The organism is Solibacillus sp. FSL K6-4121 (genome assembly GCF_038002585.1).
Lineage (GTDB): Bacteria > Bacillota > Bacilli > Bacillales_A > Planococcaceae > Solibacillus > Solibacillus faecavium.
In genome coordinates, this window is record NZ_JBBOCS010000001.1 from 559,983 (window position 1) to 582,770 (window position 22,788).

General features: G+C 36.2%; 23 protein-coding genes. 6 read left to right on the forward strand and 17 right to left on the reverse strand.

Annotated elements, in window-relative coordinates; translation table 11 throughout:
* Positions 1 to 55 precede the first annotated feature (55 nt).
* Entirely contained in the window at positions 56 to 805 is a 750-nt protein-coding gene (locus tag MHH95_RS02870; protein ID WP_339214388.1) for a hypothetical protein, read from the reverse strand.
* A gap of 284 nt (positions 806 to 1,089) precedes the next feature.
* Here MHH95_RS02870 and MHH95_RS02875 point away from each other — a divergent pair, with 284 nt between their 5' ends.
* Positions 1,090 to 2,280, forward strand: a complete 1,191-nt coding sequence (locus MHH95_RS02875; protein ID WP_340726378.1) for an FtsW/RodA/SpoVE family cell cycle protein — start codon at positions 1,090 to 1,092, stop codon at positions 2,278 to 2,280.
* An 89-nt stretch (positions 2,281 to 2,369) separates the two neighbouring features.
* On the opposite strand, the gene MHH95_RS02880 is transcribed toward MHH95_RS02875, so the two are convergent.
* A complete protein-coding gene (locus MHH95_RS02880; protein WP_176141992.1) occupies positions 2,370 to 2,507 on the reverse strand; it encodes an Lmo0850 family protein in 138 nt (45 codons plus the stop codon).
* A gap of 387 nt (positions 2,508 to 2,894) precedes the next feature.
* On the opposite strand from MHH95_RS02880, the gene MHH95_RS02885 reads away from it, so the two are divergent.
* Positions 2,895 to 3,695: a YwqG family protein gene (locus MHH95_RS02885; protein ID WP_340726379.1), complete on the forward strand. Its 801-nt coding sequence runs from the start codon at positions 2,895 to 2,897 to the stop codon at positions 3,693 to 3,695.
* Positions 3,696 to 3,789: 94 nt separating this feature from the next.
* Positions 3,790 to 5,256, forward strand: a complete 1,467-nt coding sequence (cls, locus tag MHH95_RS02890) for a cardiolipin synthase (protein WP_445682988.1) — start codon at positions 3,790 to 3,792, stop codon at positions 5,254 to 5,256.
* A gap of 37 nt (positions 5,257 to 5,293) precedes the next feature.
* Here the strand turns inward: cls and MHH95_RS02895 are convergent, their stop codons facing one another.
* The 3 genes from MHH95_RS02895 to MHH95_RS02905 form a co-directional block, all read right to left on the reverse strand.
* Positions 5,294 to 6,166, reverse strand: coding sequence for a M15 family metallopeptidase (locus MHH95_RS02895; RefSeq protein ID WP_340726380.1), 873 nt, complete (start codon positions 6,164 to 6,166; stop codon positions 5,294 to 5,296).
* Positions 6,167 to 6,191: 25 nt separating this feature from the next.
* On the reverse strand, positions 6,192 to 6,446 hold the full coding sequence (locus MHH95_RS02900) for a hypothetical protein (protein WP_191701360.1): 255 nt from the start codon (positions 6,444 to 6,446) through the stop codon (positions 6,192 to 6,194).
* A 282-nt stretch (positions 6,447 to 6,728) separates the two neighbouring features.
* The gene (locus MHH95_RS02905; protein ID WP_340726381.1) at positions 6,729 to 7,523 is read right to left on the reverse strand and encodes a helix-turn-helix transcriptional regulator; all 795 of its coding nucleotides are present in this window, start codon (positions 7,521 to 7,523) and stop codon (positions 6,729 to 6,731) included.
* Between the two features lie 542 nt (positions 7,524 to 8,065).
* Here MHH95_RS02905 and MHH95_RS02910 point away from each other — a divergent pair.
* The gene (locus MHH95_RS02910) at positions 8,066 to 8,716 is read left to right on the forward strand and encodes a LytTR family DNA-binding domain-containing protein (protein ID WP_191701362.1); all 651 of its coding nucleotides are present in this window, start codon (positions 8,066 to 8,068) and stop codon (positions 8,714 to 8,716) included.
* Positions 8,717 to 9,057: 341 nt separating this feature from the next.
* Positions 9,058 to 10,578: a succinate CoA transferase gene (locus tag MHH95_RS02915; RefSeq protein WP_191701363.1), complete on the forward strand. Its 1,521-nt coding sequence runs from the start codon at positions 9,058 to 9,060 to the stop codon at positions 10,576 to 10,578.
* Positions 10,579 to 10,646: 68 nt separating this feature from the next.
* Here the strand turns inward: MHH95_RS02915 and MHH95_RS02920 are convergent, their stop codons facing one another.
* From MHH95_RS02920 to MHH95_RS02975, 12 genes are all read right to left on the reverse strand, one after another.
* On the reverse strand, positions 10,647 to 11,048 hold the full coding sequence (locus tag MHH95_RS02920; RefSeq protein WP_340726382.1) for a 3-oxoacyl-ACP reductase: 402 nt from the start codon (positions 11,046 to 11,048) through the stop codon (positions 10,647 to 10,649).
* Positions 11,049 to 11,381: 333 nt separating this feature from the next.
* Positions 11,382 to 11,663, reverse strand: coding sequence for a GNAT family N-acetyltransferase (locus tag MHH95_RS02925; RefSeq protein ID WP_340726383.1), 282 nt, complete (start codon positions 11,661 to 11,663; stop codon positions 11,382 to 11,384).
* Positions 11,664 to 11,756: 93 nt separating this feature from the next.
* Entirely contained in the window at positions 11,757 to 12,677 is a 921-nt protein-coding gene (locus MHH95_RS02930; RefSeq protein WP_340726384.1) for a DUF1002 domain-containing protein, read from the reverse strand.
* Between the two features lie 147 nt (positions 12,678 to 12,824).
* Complete coding sequence (locus tag MHH95_RS02935) at positions 12,825 to 13,688, reverse strand: CvfB family protein (protein ID WP_191701367.1); 864 nt, start codon at positions 13,686 to 13,688, stop codon at positions 12,825 to 12,827.
* A 30-nt stretch (positions 13,689 to 13,718) separates the two neighbouring features.
* On the reverse strand, positions 13,719 to 14,138 hold the full coding sequence (mntR, locus tag MHH95_RS02940; protein WP_191701368.1) for a transcriptional regulator MntR: 420 nt from the start codon (positions 14,136 to 14,138) through the stop codon (positions 13,719 to 13,721).
* A gap of 197 nt (positions 14,139 to 14,335) precedes the next feature.
* Positions 14,336 to 14,617, reverse strand: coding sequence for a late competence development ComFB family protein (locus tag MHH95_RS02945; protein ID WP_191701369.1), 282 nt, complete (start codon positions 14,615 to 14,617; stop codon positions 14,336 to 14,338).
* A 114-nt stretch (positions 14,618 to 14,731) separates the two neighbouring features.
* Positions 14,732 to 16,849: a heavy metal translocating P-type ATPase gene (locus MHH95_RS02950; RefSeq protein WP_340726385.1), complete on the reverse strand. Its 2,118-nt coding sequence runs from the start codon at positions 16,847 to 16,849 to the stop codon at positions 14,732 to 14,734.
* Positions 16,850 to 16,854: 5 nt separating this feature from the next.
* On the reverse strand, positions 16,855 to 17,196 hold the full coding sequence (locus tag MHH95_RS02955; RefSeq protein WP_340726386.1) for an ArsR/SmtB family transcription factor: 342 nt from the start codon (positions 17,194 to 17,196) through the stop codon (positions 16,855 to 16,857).
* 118 nt (positions 17,197 to 17,314) lie between these two features.
* The gene (locus MHH95_RS02960) at positions 17,315 to 19,723 is read right to left on the reverse strand and encodes a penicillin acylase family protein (RefSeq protein ID WP_340726387.1); all 2,409 of its coding nucleotides are present in this window, start codon (positions 19,721 to 19,723) and stop codon (positions 17,315 to 17,317) included.
* Positions 19,724 to 19,803: 80 nt separating this feature from the next.
* On the reverse strand, positions 19,804 to 20,562 hold the full coding sequence (locus MHH95_RS02965; RefSeq protein WP_340726388.1) for an exodeoxyribonuclease III: 759 nt from the start codon (positions 20,560 to 20,562) through the stop codon (positions 19,804 to 19,806).
* Between the two features lie 173 nt (positions 20,563 to 20,735).
* Complete coding sequence (murB, locus tag MHH95_RS02970) at positions 20,736 to 21,647, reverse strand: UDP-N-acetylmuramate dehydrogenase (RefSeq protein WP_340726389.1); 912 nt, start codon at positions 21,645 to 21,647, stop codon at positions 20,736 to 20,738.
* A gap of 85 nt (positions 21,648 to 21,732) precedes the next feature.
* Positions 21,733 to 22,038 carry a winged helix-turn-helix transcriptional regulator gene (locus MHH95_RS02975; RefSeq protein ID WP_340726390.1) on the reverse strand — a complete coding sequence of 102 codons (306 nt, stop codon included), beginning with the start codon at positions 22,036 to 22,038 and terminating at the stop codon, positions 21,733 to 21,735.
* Between the two features lie 178 nt (positions 22,039 to 22,216).
* On the opposite strand from MHH95_RS02975, the gene MHH95_RS02980 reads away from it, so the two are divergent.
* Positions 22,217 to 22,741, forward strand: a complete 525-nt coding sequence (locus tag MHH95_RS02980; protein ID WP_340726391.1) for a YceI family protein — start codon at positions 22,217 to 22,219, stop codon at positions 22,739 to 22,741.
* Positions 22,742 to 22,788 lie beyond the last annotated feature (47 nt).

Below are 22,788 nucleotides of genomic sequence, written 5' to 3' on the forward strand. Positions count from 1 at the left end.
CTCCTGTACGCTGAAATCGGATAAAAAACACTCACTGCCTGGTTCGCTGTGAGTGTTAACTAATTTGTATTAATTCATCATAGCCTTGTTTTAATATTTCATCTAAATCATCCCAAACTTCATCGGGATAATCATAGTCACTTAACACTCGAACTTCGATTGCATAATGGGCATTTGGCTTATCTAATTTATATAACGAAAGCAATGCACCCTCTTTTGCAAATGGTCTATATAATCTTAATGTAGAAGGATCAATTGTAGGGGAATTATTTTTGTTTTTTCTTCTCCAAAAACTTCCTCCTCCTTCTTTTTCTCTTATCATTTGATTAAATAAATTCGATATGAGTATTTCAGAATCGCCAATGAAACGATAATATACTTTTGTCATTTTGTCCGCCACAGATGAATAATAAGCGTACCGATTTTGCAACTTGCTGAAAAAAGGTGATGCTAATGGTTCACGCTTATGACTTAAATAGAGAAGCTCTGCCTGTTCCAGCGGCGTCAATGCATTAACATTTTTTTCTGCCGCGAAGTCTACCCAGCATATATCCTGTTTTAAGTCGCTTTCTCTTTTCAAAAAATCCCGCATATCTTCATTAGTAACAAAATCAAATTGTGTATGCATGTTAAAAGAGCCATTGTCGTAGGCATGCCTTAATAGCAAAACATTCTTTACCGGTTCTACTGAAGCCATAAATTCCCTCAGTGTAAGCCCACTATAAATAACAAAATTTTCCACATCGTTCATATGGACATATAAATGATGCATAAAATCTTCAGCAGACTTCAATTTCTTTGCCACTACTTGCACGCCCCTTTAACATGAATAATATGATTATTATATGACTTCTTATTCAAATTTGAAACATTTTCTCATATGTTTCGTCGAACTTTTAAATTGGACTTACTAAAGTAATTTTTTTAAGAATATGATAAAGTTAATAAAGCTTAAAATATTACTATATTTTAAGCACGATACTTTCTTGAATGGTAAAACATTTAACCATTCTCATATTAAATACCTTCAATTTGTTGGTATCTTCTAACCCCTAGATGGGTTAAATTTAATAATTTAAGGTGAAATGAATGGATACAAACAATTATAATTTTAATAAGCGCTTCGACTGGCCGCTTACAATCATACTATTCATATTTTTTGGTGTAAGCTTACTGGCTATCGCTTCTGCGCAAACTTCCGGTCAATACGGGACAAACTTTGTTCCGAGACAAATGCTTAACTATGCAATTTTCGCCTTTATAGTCGCAGTTGTCATGTACTTTGACCCAGATCAATACAAAAAGCTGGCGTGGCCGCTTTATGGTTTTGGACTACTCTTGTTAATTGCAGTTGTAGCCATTCCACCGTCAACAAATATAACAATTTATCGTAATGGTGCACAAAGTTGGTTTAATACACCAATTGGAAGCATTCAACCTGCTGAGTTCATGAAAACATTTTTCATTTTAGCTACTGCTTATTTAATAAGTAAGCATAATGAAAGATATCAAATTAAAACGATCAAATCAGATTTCATGTTACTCGGTAAAATTGGATTAACACTTATTGTGCCTCTTTTCTTAATTATGTTGCAGCCTGATTTAGGTTCGGGGTTAGTATTTTTTGCGATTACCGCGGCACTTGTTATTGTTGCCGGTGTTACCTGGAAAATAATTGTACCTTTATTCGGCGGAGCCGCTGTTATCGGCGGATCTTTATTATGGATGGCACTGTACATGCAGGATTTCCTTGAAAAAACATTTGGATTCCAGCCATATCAATTTGCCCGTATCTATTCTTGGATTGACCCGTACTCATATGCATCTTCAGACGGATATCACTTAATTACCTCACTTAATGCGATAGGTTCAGGTGAGATTTTCGGGAAAGGGTTTATGGCACGTGAAGTATATGTTGCAGAAAACCATACAGACTTTATTTTCGCAGTAATTGGTGAAGAATGGGGCTTTGTTGGTGCGAGTGCTGTTATTTGCTTATACTTTTTGTTAATTTACCATTTAACGAAAACGACGCTATTACTTAAAGATCCATTTTGTACTTATGTATGTGCAGGAATTATTGCCATGATTACGTTCCATGTTTTTGAAAATATCGGGATGACGATACAACTATTACCTATCACAGGGATTCCTTTACCTTTCATTAGTTACGGAGGAAGTTCGATGATGGGGAATGCTCTTGCAATCGGACTCGTATATAGTATGAAGTTTCATTACCGTACGTATATGTTCACTACGAATGATCCCGACGACGAATAAAATGAAAGGACCCATTTTATTATAAAGGGTCCTCTACTACTTAGAGATTCAGGTAGGATGAAGATAACTTTCATCCTACCTGAATTTCTTTAATTTTGTGTTTGTGGAGTTTGCGTTGGTGGTGTTAAAACTTTTAAAAGCTCAAGACGAGATTTCGTAACTGTCGCCGTAACACCTAATTTTGATAAGTTTGTAACAATACGCTTTAAATCAATCTCTTTCGCCATTTGATTACACCTCAAACTTTCCTTTTCTAATATATATAACGATTTTAGGTTTTAAAAGTTTCATTTTTCAAAGGTCAGACCTTCTACTTCTATAGAGTACCATGTAAAAGCTTATTTATACTTTTCAGTTTCATTACAAAAGTTAAATATAGTTAAACTTAACCTTTTCCCATAATAAATAAACCCTTAAAAAAACATTTGCGGGAATTTTACTTGTTTCCTAACAATTTATTTATGTTTTTCATTTACATATTAAAAACAATTCGCATTTAAATTTTAGGCATGTTTAGCAAATTTTACAAGTGGAAATAGTGTTATTATCACGAACAGTTTTGAAGTAATATTGACTATTTCGAATTAAATTACTTCAAAAGGAGGAACATCAAAATGGCACATTTAGATAAAAATATATTTATCCCTAAAGAGTTAATTAATTTTCATACGAGCTTAAGTCATTCTGCTGAACAGGTGGCCATATTAAAGCCTGTAATGGAGCCGGCTTTTCTGCACGAAAGTAAATTTGCAGGTTTGCCTTTCTTAACCCATGAAATGGAGCATCCTAAAGATAGACAAAATCGATATATGCTGTTTTTGGCACAGCTGAACTTCTCGGAAATACAGCTAGGCCATCCATTTCCTGAAAAAGGTATTTTACAATTTTATATTGCTCAACACTGTTATGAAAAAGTAAAGTCACATTCGGAATATTGTCATTTTAAAGTTCAATATATCCCTCATATTGCACACTATAATCAATTTATTCATGACTTTACCTATTTAGAAGACGTAAATTTAAATAATTTTCCAATTCAGCAGGAAATGAAGCTTCTCCCTACTAAACAATTTGAACCTGTATCAGCCATGGACTATCGGCTACATAATTATTTCAAGCCTGAAATGATGAATACGTCTATTACATTAGATGAGCGGTCATTCCAAGATGTTTATCTGGAAAGTTATTTAGCAGCAGAACATAAAATTGGAGGCTACCCGTATTTTATTCATCAGGATTTCCGAAAGGGCTCTATGTATTTGCAGCATTATGACACATTATTGCTGCAGATTGTTTCTAACGATGAACAAAATATAATGTGGGGAGATAGTGGGATTATTAGCTTCTTTATCAACTCAAAAAAATTAGCGCAATGTGATTTCTCGGATATATACTTTCATGTGGAAGAGTATTAAGAAAATTAAGATACACTCGCTTTTATAGAATTGTCGAGTGTTTCTTTTTTTGTTTAGCCTCCGTACGCTATAATGGAGATAAGAAGGAAGGTAGGTGAACTTTTTGAGCTCTCTTATTCAAGGCTATTTTTTATTCCCTATTATAATGGTTTTAAATATTCTTTTTGCAATAACAGTTATCTTTTTAGAGCGTAAAAAACCTTCATCCACTTGGGCATGGTTACTCGTACTTTTTTTCCTCCCGTTTGTTGGATTTTTCCTCTATTTATTATTGGGAAGACAGTTAAGGAAAAAGCACTTATTCCGGTGGGACGGAAGGAAAGATATTGGAATTGAACAACTCATTAATTATCAAATTGAAGCAATTGAGAATAATGAACTGGAGTTGCGTACTGAGCATATAAAAAATTATAGCCATCTTATTTATATGAATTTAAAAACAAATAATGCTGTTTTAACACAGGATAATGATGTGAAAATTTTCGATGATGGTAGTGACAAGTTTGAAGCACTTATTAGTGATATAAACCACGCAAAAAATCATATCCACATTCAATATTATATTTTTAAACTGGATAATTTAGGGCAAAGAATTATAAATGCATTAATAAAAAAGGCTAAGCAAGGTGTGAAAGTACGGGTTCTATTTGATGAAATGGGCTCCCGGGGCATTCGCAAACGTCATTTTAAAGAACTGATTGAAGCAGGAGGAGAAGTAGAAGTATTTTTCCCATCCATCCTTCCTTTAATTAATCCTCGATTAAACTTCCGGAATCATCGTAAAATCGCTGTTATAGATGGTAGAATTGGCTATATAGGTGGGTTTAACGTAGGGGACGAATATTTAAGCCTATCCGATCGATTCGGTTATTGGCGGGATACCCATCTTCGTATTGAAGGTAGTGCTGTTCATCCATTACAGACGCGATTTATATTGGATTGGAATCAGGCGAGTGCCAAAAACGATATTATCTATGCAGAGCGTTATTTCCCTATCATTCCACAAAAGGGAACGGCCGCCCTTCAGATTATTTCAAGCGGACCTGATACAGAATGGGAAGTAATCAAAAATAATTATTTGCATTTAATAGCAAATGCAAAAAAATACGTGTACATACAGTCCCCGTATTTCATTCCAGATGAATCATTTTTTGATGCCATCCGTATTGCAACTCTTACAGGTATTGATGTGCGCATTATGATTCCAAATAAGCCGGACCACATGTTTGTCTACTGGGCCACTTATTCATATGTAGGTCCACTTGTTGAAGCAGGTGCGAAAGTATATCATTATGAAAAAGGCTTTATTCATGCAAAAATGATTGTCGTTGATGATGAGATTGCTTCTGTCGGAACAGCCAATATCGATGTAAGAAGCTTTAGTTTAAACTTTGAAGTGAATGCCCTTATCTATGACCGTTTATTGGCCCATCGTCTTGCAGAAATATTTGAAAGAGACATAATGGATTGCTCCGAGCTTACATTGGAGCTTTATAAAAACCGTTCGAACTACACTAAATTCAGAGAATCGATGTCACGATTGTTATCACCGATTTTATAAAAAATGGGATGCGCTTATGAACAGCACATCCCATTTTTTAATTTATCCCTAAATATTCTTCTAATGTAACTCCTGCTTCATAAACCTTTGTTGCCAAATCTCCTTCTAAATAACGGAAATGCCATGATTCATGCATGAAACCGGTAACCTGCTCCTTACCTTTAGGGTAACGCAATATAAAGCCGTATTTATGGGAATTTTGAGCCAACCATTGCCCCGCTGTTGTTTCACCGAAAGCATTCGTCAACCACAGATCTTCTTTACCCTTCTCGCCAATATCAAAGGCTAAGCCTGTTTGGTGTTCGGAATACCCAGGTCTCGCACTGTATCGATCGGCAGCATCTTTCCCATCTCTTTTCACATAACGATCATATAATGACTTTTGATACTCATAGGAACGGAAGCCACTAAATGCTACTAGCTCCATCCCTTCTCCCTTGGCAGCATCAGCCATTTTTTCAAATGCTGCACGTGCTTTGGAATCCTCGCCTTTATTATATGAGGCCGGTAGAGGTATTTTTTTATTTACTATTAAAACACCTTTTATAAACGTAGGTTCTGTTGCAGGTTTTTGTCCTACAATATAGCCATTTTCTAATATTGTTTCTTCTTTAGTATCTACTGACGGCGTTTTTGGATTTTCCTCAACCGGTTTTTCGTTTTTCGTACCTGGCACAGTTGGAGGTTTTTCCTCCTGTAGTTTTGTATCGGAATTATTCCCTTCCAATGGAGAAGGAGTAGATGGTTTATCTGACTCCGCTGTTTCCTCCTCCATTGGGATGACCGGTTGCTCCGGTGTCTGAGCACTATTATATTTATAATAAACGGAGCCCAGAATCGCGATTAATAAAATGATGGAAATGGAAAAAATCAAAGCGATGGGACTCTTTCTTTTTGCTTTGTAGTTCATTAAAGTTCGCCTTCTTCTTTTATTGTTATCCGCTGACAATGACTAATAATACAACTATCGATAAAACTGCAAACAATGCAGACATATTGCGCATCCATTTTGCTTCTTTTACATGACCTTTTTCTTTAAATGTCCTTGAACGGAAAAAATTTGTGAATGTAAACATAATCGTCATTGATAAAATCGCTGCTTCCATATTTTGTTTTACGATAAAATACAATGCTGATAAACTTGCTCCTGCAACTAATACAAGCGATACTGCTTTTTCATACTTTTTCATCATTATCTCCTTAAACTATGATTGCAAAATTTCCTATTCGATTAAGGCAACCTATTTTTTAACCTCTAGTTAGTATAAAACTAGTTTGAATGAGAATCAATTTTGAAAATCTTAATCAATCGCTTCATTATTAGCAAAATAAAAACTCTACATGTAAAACGATAATCCATGCAGAGTTTTTAAATATTTTTCTTTTTTTTCTGAAACTTCTCGTTAAAAGTTCTTAAATAAAAGTGCATTTTATTTATGTTGATTAGTATTTAATGTTGTAGATTTAAAACATCATACATTTTCATAAACGACTTCTGCCATTTCAAAACGGAAAAACTCATGATGCAACTCATCACGGAAATGCTTCGGTGTCACACCTGTATATTTTTTAAATATTCTTGTGAAGTAACTTTGATTACAAAAGTGGAACTGCTCGGAAATTGATGTAATGCTCTTGTTTGTATGACGTAAATAGTATTGAGATTCCTCTACTCGACGGACATTTAAATATTCCACTAATGTTATACCTACATGCTCGCGGAATATTCGTGATAAATGACTCGTACTTATATGGAAGTTTGCTGCAATGCTTTCAACTGTCAAATCATTTTCGAGCTCATCATTTATGTACATAATTACTTTGTTTACTGTCTGATGGCGGAATGTTGGCTGTTTACGATCAGCAATAAAGTATACATAAAATTCTACTAAATCATCTGCAAATTGCAGAAACTCGGCGTCTTTCATTTTGTTTTCAACCATATCCGCACATGCTAAGTTGAAGGCAAATGCTTTTTTAGATGGAACCTGGTTGTCTAATAGCTTACGTGCCACAATTGATGACAAAGTAACAAAATATGAACGGACAACTTTTATCACTTGTTTGCCAAAGCGTGCAGATAGGATGTCTATTATTTCATGTAATGTCTTTTTCGCCTTTGTTGCCTCTAGATGATAAATCTCAAAAATTAATCGAGATTCCAATACAAAAAAATCTTCAATACCTGCATATTGATTAATATTGTCAATCTCCTGAAAATAGCGCTTTGAAATTGTTTCCGAAATCGAATACTGATGTAGTTGCATAAATTACCCCATCTTTCTTCAGAATAGACATTCTGTTTCTAAACTTTTAAAGACAACTTTAATCTGTGATTTTGTCCTTACACTGCAGATAAAGATGCCTACCGCTCCATCCAATCTGCCAAATTTCCTATAATAAATTACAAAATATTATGTAAAGTAATTATTTTTTTGCTGTTTGAGTTCCATTAACTATAATATATTTCGTATATATTTGTGCATTTATTAGTAACTATAGTGAATATTAACATATTCTAACTTTTCCTTTCAACCTAATTTTAACAAATAGTATAGTTCAAAATGATTATGATACTTCCCTTTTTTAGAAATAGTCTCCGTAAATAATTTTATATTCCTAGAAAATCAAACCTTTTTTATATTATTACTGGAATACTTTCCACCAATAAAATCTTCTAACAAAATTCACTTTACTTTTATCCAAAAATTAATTATTTATAAAATAAATCTTCTTAACCTTAATCTCTTTTAATATGTAGCAAAATAGTTCATAATTGTATAAAATGCTTATGAAGAGGTGTTATAAAGTGGAGCCAAAACAAATAGAAGAAATTATGGAAGTCATTAAAGAATTTTTCCCTGAAAATACTTCCATTGCTATTTCAGATACGAATGAGTATATTTACTACCAACCAAGCAAAAAAGTAGATTTAAAAATTAAGCCGGGTGACCCTATTAAAGAAGGATCAGCAGCTTACAAAGCATTAACGTATGGACAGAAGATTAACTCTTACATTGAGTCGGATGTATTCGGGGTTCCTTATTACGGAATGAGCATTCCCCTCATTGAAGAAGGCGAAACAAAAGGTGCCATCACGGCCATTTTCCCTCAAAAGCCCTCACCGTTTTTAACAAATTATATTACAGTGAAAATTGATGATTGCTGGTACCCAATCAAACATAACCAAGTTATCTATTTGGAGACTCAATTACGTAAAACTTTTGTTAAAACAATGCACCGTGAAGGTTACCACCGTTTGAACCTTAGTGACCTGGAATTATTCTTGGCACCAGATTCATTTATTCGATGCCACCGTTCATATATTGTGAACATCGATTATATTGAAGAAATCCAACCGGATTCACATTCTACTTTCTTATTAATTATGAAAGACGGCACACGCATTCCTGTTAGCCAACGCTATGCGAGCTACTTCCGCCGTTCTTTAGGTTTCTAAACGAAACTTTCTAAGCGACTTGTTATAAACAGGTCGCTTTTACCTTTTTACCACTTATTACTTTCTCCTTTTCAACCATTTTTTCATCTAAATTGTAAAAATCTGCTCATTTTTAGTTTCGGTAAAATAATAATAAAACAGAATTTATCTACTCTACGCAATAAAGTTCTCGATTAATCGTTTTTTAAGCGCTTTTATGTTATGTGTGAAGTTAATGTGACAATTTGGTGATATTATTAACATAAATGCCGGTTTAGTACCTGGTAAAAAAAACAGAAAATTCTAATATTATTTTCTGATTAATCAAACGATTAAAAAACTTTTTAGGGGAGGATTTTTAAATGGATCCACGAGTTGAGAAACGTTTAGGTTTAAAAGGGTTAGCAGATAAAATCGTAACAGCTGAACAAGCAGCTGCTTTAATTGAAGACGGTACAGTAGTAGGGATGTCCGGATTCACACGTGCAGGGGATGCTAAAGTAGTACCAATGGCTTTAGTTGAGCGCGCTAAAAATGAAAAAATTAAAATTGATGTATATACAGGGGCTTCATTAGGTCCTGAAGTTGATAACCATTTAGCTGCTGCTGGTGTTATTAACAAACGCGGTCCTTTCCAAGGGGATGCGGTAATGCGCGGTATGATTAACAAAGACCAAATTTCTTATGTAGACGCTCACCTATCTCACAATGCTGAGTTAGTGCGCCAAGGAGTTATCGGTCCAATTAAACACTTAATTTTAGAAGCTGTAGCTATTACAGAAGATGGACTTATTATCCCATCAAACTCTGTAGGTAACTCTCCAATTTTTGCTGAGTATGCTGAGAACATTATTATCGAATTAAACATTTCTCATCCAGAAGCATTAATCGGTATTCACGATATTTACGTTCCAGGTGAACAAGGTAAGCGTGATGCTATTCCAATGACAAATGCTGAGCAACGTATTGGTGAAATTGGTATTCGTGTAGACTTAGATAAAATCCAAGCAATCGTTATTTCTGAAGAGCCAGATGCGCCTTCATTAATCGTACCTCCAGATGAAGAAACACAAAATATGGCGAACATTTTATTAGACTTCTTCCGTTCAGAAATCAAAGCGGGTCGTTTAACAAATGAATTAATGCCGTTACAATCTGGTGTAGGTTCTGTAGCAAACGCAGTTTTAGACGGTTTTGCTGATTCAGAATTCGAAAACTTAGTAGTTGCTTCTGAAGTACTACAAGATGCAGTATTCAACTTAATTGATGCTGGTAAAGTACGCTTTGCTGCTGCAACTTCTATTACACTTACTGAAGAATTACAGAAAAAAGTTTACGGCAACTTAGAAAAGTATGCTGATAAAATTTGCTTACGTCCACAAGAAATTTCTAACCACCCAGAGCTTATCCGTCGTTTGGGCTTAATCTCAATCAACACTGCTCTTGAGTTAGATATTTATGGTAACGTAAACTCTACACACGTTTCAGGTACTAAAATGATGAACGGTATCGGCGGTTCTGGTGACTTCGCACGTAACGCTCGTCTTGGTATCTTCGTAACGAAATCATACGCAAAAGGCGGCGCGATTTCTTCAATCGTACCAATGGTTTCTCACGTAGATCACACTGAGCACGATGTAGATGTAATCGTAACAGAACAAGGTATCGCTGATTTACGCGGACTAGCTCCAAAAGAGCGTGTTAAGTTAATCATCGAAAACTGTGCACACCCTGATTTCAAAGAGCAATTATGGGATTACTACAACCGTGCTTTTGAAGCTACAGGCGGCGCGCAAACTCCTCACATTTTAGAGGAAGCTCTTTCTTGGCACGTAAACCTTGCTAAAAACAAAACAATGAAAAAAGAAGTAACTAAAGCGTAATTAACACAATATATAGGGTTTGTCCGAAGTCTTGCGACTATTCGGACAAACCCTTTTTTATATTTATTTTAAGAACGTTTATCCTGTTCTTCATTGTAATAATCCGTTGTTGTTTGGGCACCTTCTTCAACCATCTGGTTACCCTCTAAAGTATGATCTGCAACATCGCCCGCTGTCATTGCAACCTCTTCCAGCGTTTCTTCTTCATAAGCATCTTTGCCGACAGAAGCAGACTTAGCAATATTTGTATTTAAATCTTTCGTAACCGGAGAGTGAGCAGCATCGTTACCAGTTACTTTTTCTTGTGCTTTCTGCATTAAACCTTGCACGCCACCACTTTCATCTACTTTACCTTTTGCTTTATTTAAATAATCCATTGCTTTATCACGGTTTTCCTTCTTACTTAAGAAAGAAGCTGCTCCAGCTATTAATCCCGCCATTACAACGCCTTTACCTTTTAATTTAGCCATAATATTACCTCCAGTATCATTTGATTTTGATTTCCATTCATATAATCTAATATACCCTGTGAATTTCTTTTAAAACCTTAACTATTTAGGATTAGAAAATCCAAAAAACGGATAATAATAATTAACTAAAGAAAAAAGGGGTGTTGGCTATGATTCAAAAAAAGGAAATTACATATAAAGGAACTGAGATGCTCACTCTTCTTGGCGTCTCTGGAGTCATTACTTTTATAATTTCACTTTTTGTAGGATTTTAATCGATATTAATTTCACTTAAATATGTATAAAGAAAAACACGATTCCCTATCGTAATAGGAATTCGTGTTTTTGTATTTTTTATACTTTTACATCGTCATATGCGTCACTATTATCAAATGAAGATACGACATATGAGCAAAGGGCTTTCATCTTAAAGTTATTTTCTCGGGCATAGTTTGCCGCTTCATCCAAAAGTTTTTTAGCTACACCTTGACCGCGCAATTCATTTGATACATACGTATGATCCATAACCATGACTCCATCGCGTAGCACCCAAGTAATCTCTGCTAGACGTTCTCCGTTCACTTCATATTCAAAAGCTCCATTGTTATTTCCATTGTCTTTGTACGTAAATTCCATTTTTCACCCTCCTTTATTATTCACAATAATATATCATAGTTTGAATTTTCATGAAAAATAAAAGCACCCAATGATGAGTGCTTTTAAATACTACTATTCTTTTTTAAACCAAGTTGATATCGTATCAATTAGATTAGTGAAGAAGTTTTTGACACCTTGCCAGAAACCTTCATCTTCTAAAATGCCACCGAAAGTTTCATCAAATTTTGCCGTTAAATCTGAAAGCTGTGAAGATAGTTTACTAAAATCGATATTTAAATTACTAATGCGATCCATTAAATCTACCAATAATTGACGGTCTTTCTCGCTTAAATTAATTTGTAGCTTAGCCAATTGTTCTTCAACAATTTGTTGAACTTCCTCTTTATTAGCCGGCTTGTTTTCAGCAATCGCTTTTTTGATTTGTGTTAATAGCTCTGCTACCTGTTCATCTGTAACACCTGCCGACTCGGCAATTGAAGTGGCAACTGATAATTCGTCATTGGCAACATCTGTACGTTCAATATCCAATGTTTCACCTGTTTTTACTTCATACGCTTTATAAATTCCCACTAACGCAGAGTGACCTGTTACCGGTTTTGGTGCCGCAATTTCCACAATCGCGTCTTCAATACCTGCAGTTAACATTGCATTTGCATACATTTCTGATGTCACTTGTGTAATATTAGTTGGAGTGACAATACTAATTGTCAGTCCTTTCCCTGCATCTTGACGCGTAATTTTAGCAGATGAAAACATGCGGGAACTAGGGTTACTGTCTTTTATATATTTGGCTAAATCTTGGCCAGAAATAGTAATTTCATCAACTTCTGTTTCTTGGGAGACACGTAATGCAGTTTTTACAATCTCCTTTTCACTATCGGATAAATTCGATCCATAAACTACGATTGGTACCCCTAGCTTTTCATTGATTGGATTTTTTTGCTCTGTTGCTGCTGCAGACACACTCAATGGTAATACTACCGAGATTAATAGTGCAAACATCGCAACTAATGCAATCCATTTTTGTTTCATTATTAAGTCCCCCTTTTTAAATGTATATTCCCATTTTCACTTAATCTTGTCCTAATTTCATATACATTCTCTATTAATACGTATAAAAAAAGTAAAAGGTTGCAAATTTTAATTCACCTTTTACTTTTCAATGTACTTTACTCTTTTTTAATCTCTGGCGATTTCCGTCCAGCCATCTTTTTGTGTAATTTTACGAGCCTTCATTAATGTACCAAGCGCACGCTTAAATGAACCTTTACTCATATTGAACATTTCCGTAATTTCTTCCGGCGTTGACTTGTCACCGAACGGCATTTTACCACCGACACTTTCTAAATACGCGAAGATTTTTTCTGCATCTTCTCCTAAACGTTCATGTTTTCGAGGTAAAAATGACCCGTTTAGTGATCCATCTTCCTTCACATCAATGATGCGTACCTGTACATCTTGTCCTAAGCGAGGTTCAGCTTTCATTTCTGACTCATGTACGAAAATACGATATGGTTTTTCAACACCTAGCAAAAATGACCCTACTGGTAATAGACGATATGGGCGAGCTGTAATGTTTTTATTGAACAGTTCTGCTTCAGCACCTTCATACATGTCATTTACCTTTTCTTCAGTAACGAGACGTCCGAACAAATCACCATTGCGATCTGTACGCAATGTCATATACAAATGGTCACCTGACTCCGGCCATACTTCGGAAATAGCTGGTAAATCTTCTGCACGGACTAAAACTTCACGAGATGTGCCAATATCACAAAAGGCACCTTCTTTTGTAACTTTTAAAACGCGTGCCCAACCATAATCGGCTTCTGTAATATGTGGAATGGCTGTTGTCGCTTGAAGGTCCCCACGTCGATCCGTATATAGGAAAACTTTTACTAAATCCCCAATCGCTAATGTTTCTATAACATCCGATGCATTTAATGGGATTTCTAAATCGCCATTCGTTAATACATATCGTGATCCTTGTTCCTCTAATACAGTTAATTCTACTACTTGTCCTGATTTAATTAATTGATTCATTCAATACATTCTCCTTTTTCTCGTCAATCATTACATATTATGATTTGATTTCATTTCTTCTAGCTTCCTTGTCATGTCGGGCTCTTCTTCTAAAAGCTGTACTAAATCAGCTATACGGTCAATCGAATTCCAACTTAAATGATGTTCAATACCTTCAACATCTTCATAAATATGTTCTTCATTTACCCCAATTAAACGCAAAAATTGTTCCAGCAATTCATGACGCTGAACAAGTCGCTTTCCTAATTTTTGCCCTTTTGGCGTCAATGTTAAGCCTCTATATTTCTCATACAGTAAATATCCATCTTTATCTAATTTCTGCACCATTTTTGTAACGGAGGAAGGTAGAACAGATAAAGCTTCTGCGATATCGGACACACGAGCATACCCTTTATTTTCGATCAATAAATAAATTTGTTCAATGTGGTCCTCCATGCTAGGTGTTGGCATAACTGTTCCCTCTCTTTCAATTGCTCTTTTAAGTTTACTACAATTTCATGCAAAAAGTTAACTGAAAACAGTGAACGTTAAAAAAGGGATATTCAAATTAGTTTGTCCCTAATTGAATACCCTTTTATTTCAAATCTATGTTAAAGCTTGCCATACAGCTACATGATTTATACATATGAATAATTATCCCCAAGGAATTATGAATGACTTGGATATTGTTTAACAAGATGAAGTGCACGGATAATTTGCTTGTTAATTTCCTCAATGCTTTCTGGTGTGTTCATTTGGTTGAATGCTGCATCTCTTGATTCTTCTGAAGCGACATATCGAGCAGGTAAAGAATTCAATGCTATAGCAGCGACATCCATTTCACACTGTTTACAGTGACAAAATGTCTGGTATTGAACGCCATGCAGCAAAAAACTTACAAGTCCCATTACAATCTCTTCTGTAACATTTACTAATTTTATATTGGACATTTTTATATTTCGACCTTTCGCCTCATTTCATTAATATTCACTTAATAATATAACTTTCGTTAAAATAACTCAAGAACTCCGTCGTTTGATACCTATTTATAGTGTTTGTCTAGTCTACTTTACTTTCAGTAATCGCAATGCATTTAAAATGACTAGCAATGTTGCACCCATATCGGCAAAAATTGCAATCCATAAAGTTAACCATCCCGGTATAATCAATAAAAGCGCAATAAGCTTCAACCCAAGTGCAAAAGCAATGTTCTGTTTAATTATTTTCATTGCCTTTTTACTCAACTTCATCGTATACGGAAGCTTTGTAAGGTCATCCGCCATAAAAACAATTTGAGCTGTTTCAAGCGCTGCGTCTGTTCCTGCTCCCCCCATCGCAATACCGATGTTAGCCGAAGCTAAAGCAGGAGCGTCATTTACCCCATCTCCAACCATTGCGACTGAGTGATATTGCTGTTGCAAGTCTTTCATAGCCTGTAACTTGGACTGCGGTAAAAGATTTGCCCTTACGTCATTGATATGAAGCTGCTCTGCAATTTTTTTTGCAGTTAAAGATTCATCGCCTGTCAACATTACAGTGTGCTGGATGTCATTTTCGTGAAGCGCTGCAATCACTTCTTTACTTTCCGGTCGAAGCTGATCAGCTATCGATAGTATCCCTAAAACACGCTCCTCATTTGCGGCTACGATTACCGAATGACCGCTCGATGCATGCTGTTGAACTCTTTGTAATAAGGACTCAGGAATAGTTACAATCGATTGAATCCATTTTACACTTCCTACATAAATTACTTCACCATTCACTGATGCATAAGCACCTTTTCCTGTTACTGACTGAAAATATACAGCATTGGGAATAAGTATCTTTTTATCAAATGCTTTTGCTAAAACCGCTCGAGCTAAAGGATGCTGTGACATCTTCTCAACAGCGGCAATTTTTGCGAGTAATATATCCGCATTATCAGTATTCCCTTCTATTTCAATTGCCACTACTTCCGGTTGCCCTTTTGTTAAAGTTCCCGTTTTATCGAACGCAACTGCTTTAATGCGGGCTAATTCCTCTAAATAAACCCCACCTTTAATTAATACGCCGTTGCGAGCTGCATTACCAATTGCTGTAACGATTGCAACTGGTGTGGAAATCACAAGCGCACAAGGACATCCTACAACCAAGACTGCCAAACCTTGATAGACCCAATGTAGCCAATCCCCCGTTATAATGCTTGGCACAATCGCTACTAATAAAGCGACAACTATAATTGCTGGCGTATAATATTTTGCAAAGCGGTCAACAAACTTTTGTGATGGCGCTTTTTCAGCCTGTGCTTCTTCAACTAAATGAATAATCTTAGCAATTGTTGTATCCTCTACCCGCTTTGTCACTTTAACCTCTAAAGCACCAGCTTCATTTAATGTTCCTGCAAATACCGGATCCCCCATTTGTTTTGCAACGGGAAGTGGTTCACCTGTAATGGCTGCTTGATTGACGGTTGAAATACCAGTAATGACGACACCATCCATGGCAATTTTCTGTCCCGGTCTAACAATTAAAATATCACCAACTTGAATCATCTCAGTCGGGACTACCTTTTCATCATTGTGACCATCCTGCACTCGCTTAATAGTGGCTGTGTCAGGTGCTAAATCGATTAGCTGGGAAATGGATTGACGAGCTTTATTCATCGAATACGCTTCCAAAGCTTCACTTACCGCAAATAGAAAAATGACAATTGCAGCCTCTTGCCATTCACCTATGATGGCAGCTCCGATTATCGCAATTGTTATTAATGTTTTCATATCAAATTCCAAATGGATTAAATTCTTTATCCCTGTTATGAAAGTAGTGTAGCCACCCACAACAATTGCGACCGCATAAAGGCTATTTACGATTATATGCCCTTCATGAAGAACGAAACTGCAAATGACTCCTATTAATACAAACAGCAATGCAAATGCTGCAAGTTTATTTTCTTTACGTTTATAAAATGGGATCGCTTCAGCCATTAATCGCTCATTCGCCCGGGAAACTTTAATACCATCAAAAGCCCCAGCAGCTTCTAGTTGATCAAGTGTCGCTGTACCGGTTACCGTTAACTTTGCTGCACCGAAATTTAAAAGTACATCTTCAACTGTATCAATTTCCCTTACATTTCGTTCGAATTTTGCAGCACAGTTTGCACAAGATAAATTTTCCAAGCGATATTGTTCTGTTTTTTGCCCCATGTGATTCACTCCTTTGAATGTTCATAAGCAATCATGACAATTTGATGCACATGGTCATCTGCTAACGAATAGTAAACTAATTTTCCTTCACGTGTCGACTTTGCCAAACCATGTTCTCTTAAATAACGTAAGTGGTGGGATGCAGTTGCCATACTCGTACCGATGATTGCTGCTACATCACAAACACATAACCGTTCTTCAATTGTCAGCGCAAATGTAATTTTCAAACGTGTTTCATCTGCAAGCGCCTTTAAAAATTTCGCTACCTTTGAAAGTTCGGGCATTTGCTCTCTTACAGCTTCCACTGCCTGTTCATTCACTTTTGTTATATCACAAGTATCCTTCAATTTTACACCTCATTCAAATATCCGTTTGAATGTATTATAGCTTATGTACTTTTTACATTCAAATGATTGTTTGAATGTAAAAAACCTCCCTTTATCTAAAAGGAAGGTTTTTCATTCTTTATTCTGCTTTCAATATTAACTCGTATTTCGTGTTAATAGTGCCATCGATATTAGTTTTATGGTAACGACCGTATACCCAATTCGATGTTTGATTGTCATACCATTTTGACTTCATATGTCCACTTTGACCCGGACCGACAATATGATGTGCTGTAGACAAATTATTCAAATCAGCCACAAAGCGCCAAGATGCACCATGCTTTACATTTCCGTTTCCATCTTCTGAAGCAGCTTGAACTGTTACACTCGATCCGCCTACTGCCAATCTTTCAGGATTTACGTAATCTGCTAAAAAGTCAGACGCACTTGCCAATGGGTGGTTGAAAGTTAACTTATTGTAACTTCCCCACTTCCATTTTGATACCGCTGTCCCAAATTTACCTTGAATTTTCGTTACGGCATCTTCAAACGCAGTATAAACGAATTGATCTAAACCGCCCTCTTCAGTAATCCAAACACCTGGATTACCGGCATATGCATCACGGAGCATTTGGTCAGTAATCTGGGATTTCCCTGGCATTAATTTGAAGACATCTTCCGGCATGGCATCTTTGAATAAGGCATTTTCCATATTTTCAATTAGGAAATGATACACAAGCGGTGCACCCTGATCTTTATCATCATAATACTCCCACTCTTCTAACAATGTAATAACCCTGTTATATTTGCCTTCTGTATCCTGTGCTTTAATCGTTTCTAGTAGACTCGGTAAAAACTCTACGGCATGCAAGTTTTTCTTATCCATTTGCATACCTTTCATTTCCGCAGCCGTCAGCTTTAATAATTCTCCCTCGTCGTTATAAACAGGCGTTTCGATCATTTCCACAATTCGTTCATAACGATATGGCTGTGCCCAAAGGTTGGAAATATGGTATGGATATTCTTCACCTACTATTTGATTGTTAGCTGTTGCAATATAACCTTCTTCCGGGTTAATGACAGTCGGTAACTCATTAAATGGGATATAGCTTTCCCAACCATATTCAGAAGAATTCCCCGGTACTGGTAATGCCCCTGTACCTTGTTTACGTATCGGTACTAAACCGTTTGCTTTATAGGCAATCGTACCGTCTGTTGAAGCGAACACAAAGTTTTGCGCAGGTGCTTTGAAGTCTTCTAACGCAACTTCAAACTCTTCCCAATTTGATGCTTTATTGAAGCCTAATACTGCTTTTAATTCCTGTGTAGATTGAAGCGCAGTCCACTGCATTGAAAACTGCTCTTTAACTTCTGTTTCTTTTAGCATTATATTTGAAATAATTGGACCGTGACGTGTTTCCACCACTTCGAAGTCAATCGTTTTACCATCTTTTACTTTAATAGGTTCTTCTCGAACAGTTGCATCTTCCCATTTACCATCATATTCAAATTGATATGGGTTCTCCGGGTTTGGCTTTTCAATATATAAATCTTGGACATCAGGGTTTACATTTGTAACTCCCCAGGCAATCTGTTCGTTATGTCCTAAAATAATACCTGGAATCCCTGCAAATATAACACCGCTCACATTTTGTTCAGGGGACTTCAAGTGCATTTGATACCATACAGATGGTGTACTTAAACCTAAATGCGGGTCATCCGCAAGTAGCGGTTTCCCTGATTTCGTAAACTTCCCGCCAATTACCCAGTTGTTACTTCCGTTAAATTCATTAGGTAAATAATCTGTAGTAAAGGCAGTTGTAATATCTGTCTCTATATTTAAATTTGCCTCAATAATTGATTTTGCATTTTCCGGGTATTCTACAAATAATTCTTTAGCTTGCTCTTCTGTATAATTCTGTAATGCCCATGAACGGAATGCTTGTTGATTCCAGTTTCCACCCAGGTCATATGCCATATATTTTCCGATCACTAATGAATCGATTGGTGTCCAAGCTTCTGGTGTATAACCAAGCAGCTTAAATTCATAGGAAAGCTTGCTACTCCCTTTCACTTCATCAATAAAGGCATTTACACCTTCTGCATACCATTCTAAAATTTGTTTAGATTCCGCATCATAACCATCCCATGAATTCTCTGCTGCATGACGCAAGCTGAATGTACGGAAGAACTTATCGGTATTAACTGCAGACGCACCAACTACTTCCGCTAAAGTACCGCTTGCCTGACGACGAGCCAAATCCATTTGGAACAAACGATCCTGCGCCTGGACATAACCTTGGGCGCGATAAAGATCGGCGTCTGACTTCGCCACAATATGTGGAACCCCTACACCATCCCTCGTTACTTCCACATCTTCATCTAAAATCGTAACGATTTTCTCACCTTCAATTAAAGGCTTCGAATTAGATACGTATAAATGCAACCCAGCAACTGCTGAACCGCCAAGAACAATCAAAATCCCAATTGTCCAAATGACAATGTTAACAATTTTGCGCCCTTTTGCCTTTGTAGCCTGTTGTGCCATTAGATCCACCTCTTTATCTTGTTTTTTGCAAAGTGCGATTTGTTCTTTACAAAAAATAGTTTTCTATAATTCTCTTTATCTTACACTGTTTTTAATTTTAATACGATAGGGCAATGATCGCTACCTAAAACTTGTGAATGTATGGACGCTTCTTCAATTTGTTCAACGAGACGGTTCGAAACAATAAAGTAATCAATTCGCCATCCAATATTTCGCTCACGCACTTTTGCCATATAGCTCCACCACGTATAATGGTCCGTTTCATTCGGGTGGAAATGGCGGAATGTATCTGTAAATCCACTATTAAGTAAGTCGGTCATTTTTCCACGTTCTTCATATGTAAATCCGGAATTGCCAATATTGGATTTAACGTTTTTTATATCAAGCTCGCCGTGTGCAACATTTAAATCCCCACAATAAATGACGGGCTTTTTTGAATCAAGTTCCCTTAAATAATCCGCCATACGGTCTTCCCAAAGGAGGCGTTCTATTAAACGCGTTAAATCCCGTTTTGCGTTCGGTGTATACGTATTTACTAAATAAAAATTCTCGTATTCTAATGTAATAATGCGTCCCTCATCAGGTGCAATTTCATTTTCAATACCGTAAAATACCGCTAATGGTTTATGTTTCGTAAATACCGCTGTACCTGCATATCCTTTTTTTACTGCTGAATGCCAATACTGATAATACCCTTTGAGTTCAAGGTCCATTTGTCCTTCCTGGCATTTAGTTTCTTGAAGGCAGAAAAAGTCAGCTTCCATTTCATGAAAATAATCTAAAAAGCCTTTATTTACACATGCACGTATACCATTGACATTCCACGAAATAAATTTCATCTTTGAACTCCTTCTATGTTATATTCTGATTTATAATAGCTACAAATTCAGCCAATATGATTAGTAAGGTGGAGGTCTTAGTAAAATCAAGCTCACCACCTTATCACTTTCTTATCGACAAAAAGATAACCCGTGCCAAATGAGCACGAGTTGGGTCTTTTTATCTCCTAAGATTAATCTTCACCGACGATTTTTACTTCCATCTCTAAGTCGATATCAAACTTTTCCTTCACAGCACGCTGTACCATTTGAATTGTTTCAATATAATCTTTAGCTGTTGCATTGTTCTTATTTACGATAAATCCGGCATGCTTCGTAGAGACTTCGGCACCACCAACGCCTTTCCCCTGCAATTCGCTGTCTTGAATAAGTTTACCTGCAAAATAACCTGGGGGACGTTTAAATACACTGCCAGCAGAAGGGTATTCGAGTGGTTGCTTTGATTCGCGTTGGTATGTTAAATCAGCAATTTTCTCATCGATTTGCTTTTGATCGCCCTGTTCTAATTGGAACGTAGCTGACAGAACGAAATAGCCCTTTTTAGCAATAATGCTTTTACGGTAAGAAAGTTCAAGTTGCTCGTTGTTCAGCTCTAGAAGCTCTCCTTCCGGTGTTAGTACTTTACAAGATGTGACGATGTCTTTAACCTCACCACCGTAAGCGCCGGCATTCATTGCCATTGCTCCACCGATTGAACCTGGAATACCGCATGCAAACTCAAAACCGGTTAAGCATTGAGCTGCAACTTGTTTTGATACTTCTTTAATTAATGCACCACTTTGTGCATAAACCGTTTCGCCTTCAATGCGTATTTTGTCCAGTAAAGCAAAATGCAGGACGATTCCACGGACACCGCCATCACGTACAACCATATTGGAGCCATTCCCCAGCATGAGTAGCGGTACATTATTTTCATATGCATACTTAACGACAGCTGCTGCTTGCTCTTCTGTTTCAGGCAGCACGAGAATATCCGCCTTACCACCAAGTTTTGTCATCGTATATTTTTTTAACGTTTCATTTGTTTTTATATTATTTGAAGGTATCCATTGTAATAAATCATTTTCCCATTGTTGAATTGTCATAAAAGCCATTTTCCTTTCCTCAAAAGCTGACATACCTTTTTAGTATCTGTTTTTGACGCGCTTTTTACAAGTAAAACAACATGATTTATAACCAACTTTTCGCCCACTTTTCAATTTCTCTAACCGTCTGTTCAAGTGATTTTCCTTTTTCTGTTAAATTATATTCCACACGGATCGGTACTTCCGAAAATACTTTTCGTTCAACAATGCCCTCTTTTTCAAGTTCCTTTAAGCGTTCTGACAATAATCGTCCACTTATCGGCAATGCCGATTCAATCGCGTTAAAGCGTTGTGGACCCTCCAGTAGTTGATAAATAATTAAAGCAGTCCACCGTTTCCCTACAAGCTCCATAGCCTTGGACAAACGTGGACATAATGCTGATTCCTTCATTTCTTCACCTCAAATTTATTGCTTAAAATAAACTTTATTTAACTCCTTAATATTATATTACCACTTTTTATAGATTACGAAAAGTAAGTAGCTTACTTAGAACTTAATTCATGTTGTAAAAAAATATCTTCTATTTTATGATGGAATTAAAACATTGTAATATATTGGAGGTGAAACTATGACGACTTATTCAGTAGATTTTTTTCATTCATCAATTAACTTTTCCATTAAACACATGATGATTACAAAGGTACATGGTACATTCGATTCTTTTGCTGCACACATAGAGGCAAGTAAAATAGAAGATTTTAATGATTCATACATACGTTTTGAGATAGATGTAGCGAGTATAAATACTCGGGACAGTTCAAGGGATCATCATTTAATTTCTGCAGATTTCTTTAATGCGGACCGTTACCCTAAGATTACATTTATAAGTAAAGAAATCACAAGAGACCCACATCAAATTAAATTACATGGAGACTTAACTATTAAAGACGTTACACGACCTGTTACTTTCGAAGTAACATACAATGGTTGTGTTAAAAATCCATGGGACATCGATACATACGGCTATACATGCCAAACCGAAATTAATAGAAGCGATTTCAATTTAACATACAATGACTCACTTGAATCGGGCGGACTTTTAATCTCTGAACAAGTACAAATATCTGTGGAAATACAATTAAATAAAAACTGAAAAAGAGGCGCTCACCAAATGATGGGCGCCCCTTTTTCAATATAAAA

Coding starts and splice junctions, on each gene's coding strand:
- MHH95_RS02875 (WP_340726378.1), top strand. CDS start 1,090: ATGGATACAAACAATTATAATTTTAATAAGCGCTTCGACTGGCCGCTT.
- MHH95_RS02880 (WP_176141992.1), bottom strand. CDS start 2,507: ATGGCGAAAGAGATTGATTTAAAGCGTATTGTTACAAACTTATCAAAA.
- MHH95_RS02885 (WP_340726379.1), top strand. CDS start 2,895: ATGGCACATTTAGATAAAAATATATTTATCCCTAAAGAGTTAATTAAT.
- MHH95_RS02895 (WP_340726380.1), bottom strand. CDS start 6,166: ATGAACTACAAAGCAAAAAGAAAGAGTCCCATCGCTTTGATTTTTTCC.
- MHH95_RS02900 (WP_191701360.1), bottom strand. CDS start 6,446: ATGAAAAAGTATGAAAAAGCAGTATCGCTTGTATTAGTTGCAGGAGCA.
- MHH95_RS02905 (WP_340726381.1), bottom strand. CDS start 7,523: ATGCAACTACATCAGTATTCGATTTCGGAAACAATTTCAAAGCGCTAT.
- MHH95_RS02915 (WP_191701363.1), top strand. CDS start 9,058: ATGGATCCACGAGTTGAGAAACGTTTAGGTTTAAAAGGGTTAGCAGAT.
- MHH95_RS02920 (WP_340726382.1), bottom strand. CDS start 11,048: ATGGCTAAATTAAAAGGTAAAGGCGTTGTAATGGCGGGATTAATAGCT.
- MHH95_RS02925 (WP_340726383.1), bottom strand. CDS start 11,663: ATGGAATTTACGTACAAAGACAATGGAAATAACAATGGAGCTTTTGAA.
- MHH95_RS02930 (WP_340726384.1), bottom strand. CDS start 12,677: ATGAAACAAAAATGGATTGCATTAGTTGCGATGTTTGCACTATTAATC.
- MHH95_RS02935 (WP_191701367.1), bottom strand. CDS start 13,688: ATGAATCAATTAATTAAATCAGGACAAGTAGTAGAATTAACTGTATTA.
- mntR (WP_191701368.1), bottom strand. CDS start 14,138: ATGCCAACACCTAGCATGGAGGACCACATTGAACAAATTTATTTATTG.
- MHH95_RS02945 (WP_191701369.1), bottom strand. CDS start 14,617: ATGTCCAATATAAAATTAGTAAATGTTACAGAAGAGATTGTAATGGGA.
- MHH95_RS02950 (WP_340726385.1), bottom strand. CDS start 16,849: ATGGGGCAAAAAACAGAACAATATCGCTTGGAAAATTTATCTTGTGCA.
- MHH95_RS02960 (WP_340726387.1), bottom strand. CDS start 19,723: ATGGCACAACAGGCTACAAAGGCAAAAGGGCGCAAAATTGTTAACATT.
- MHH95_RS02965 (WP_340726388.1), bottom strand. CDS start 20,562: ATGAAATTTATTTCGTGGAATGTCAATGGTATACGTGCATGTGTAAAT.
- murB (WP_340726389.1), bottom strand. CDS start 21,647: ATGACAATTCAACAATGGGAAAATGATTTATTACAATGGATACCTTCA.
- MHH95_RS02975 (WP_340726390.1), bottom strand. CDS start 22,038: ATGAAGGAATCAGCATTATGTCCACGTTTGTCCAAGGCTATGGAGCTT.
- MHH95_RS02980 (WP_340726391.1), top strand. CDS start 22,217: ATGACGACTTATTCAGTAGATTTTTTTCATTCATCAATTAACTTTTCC.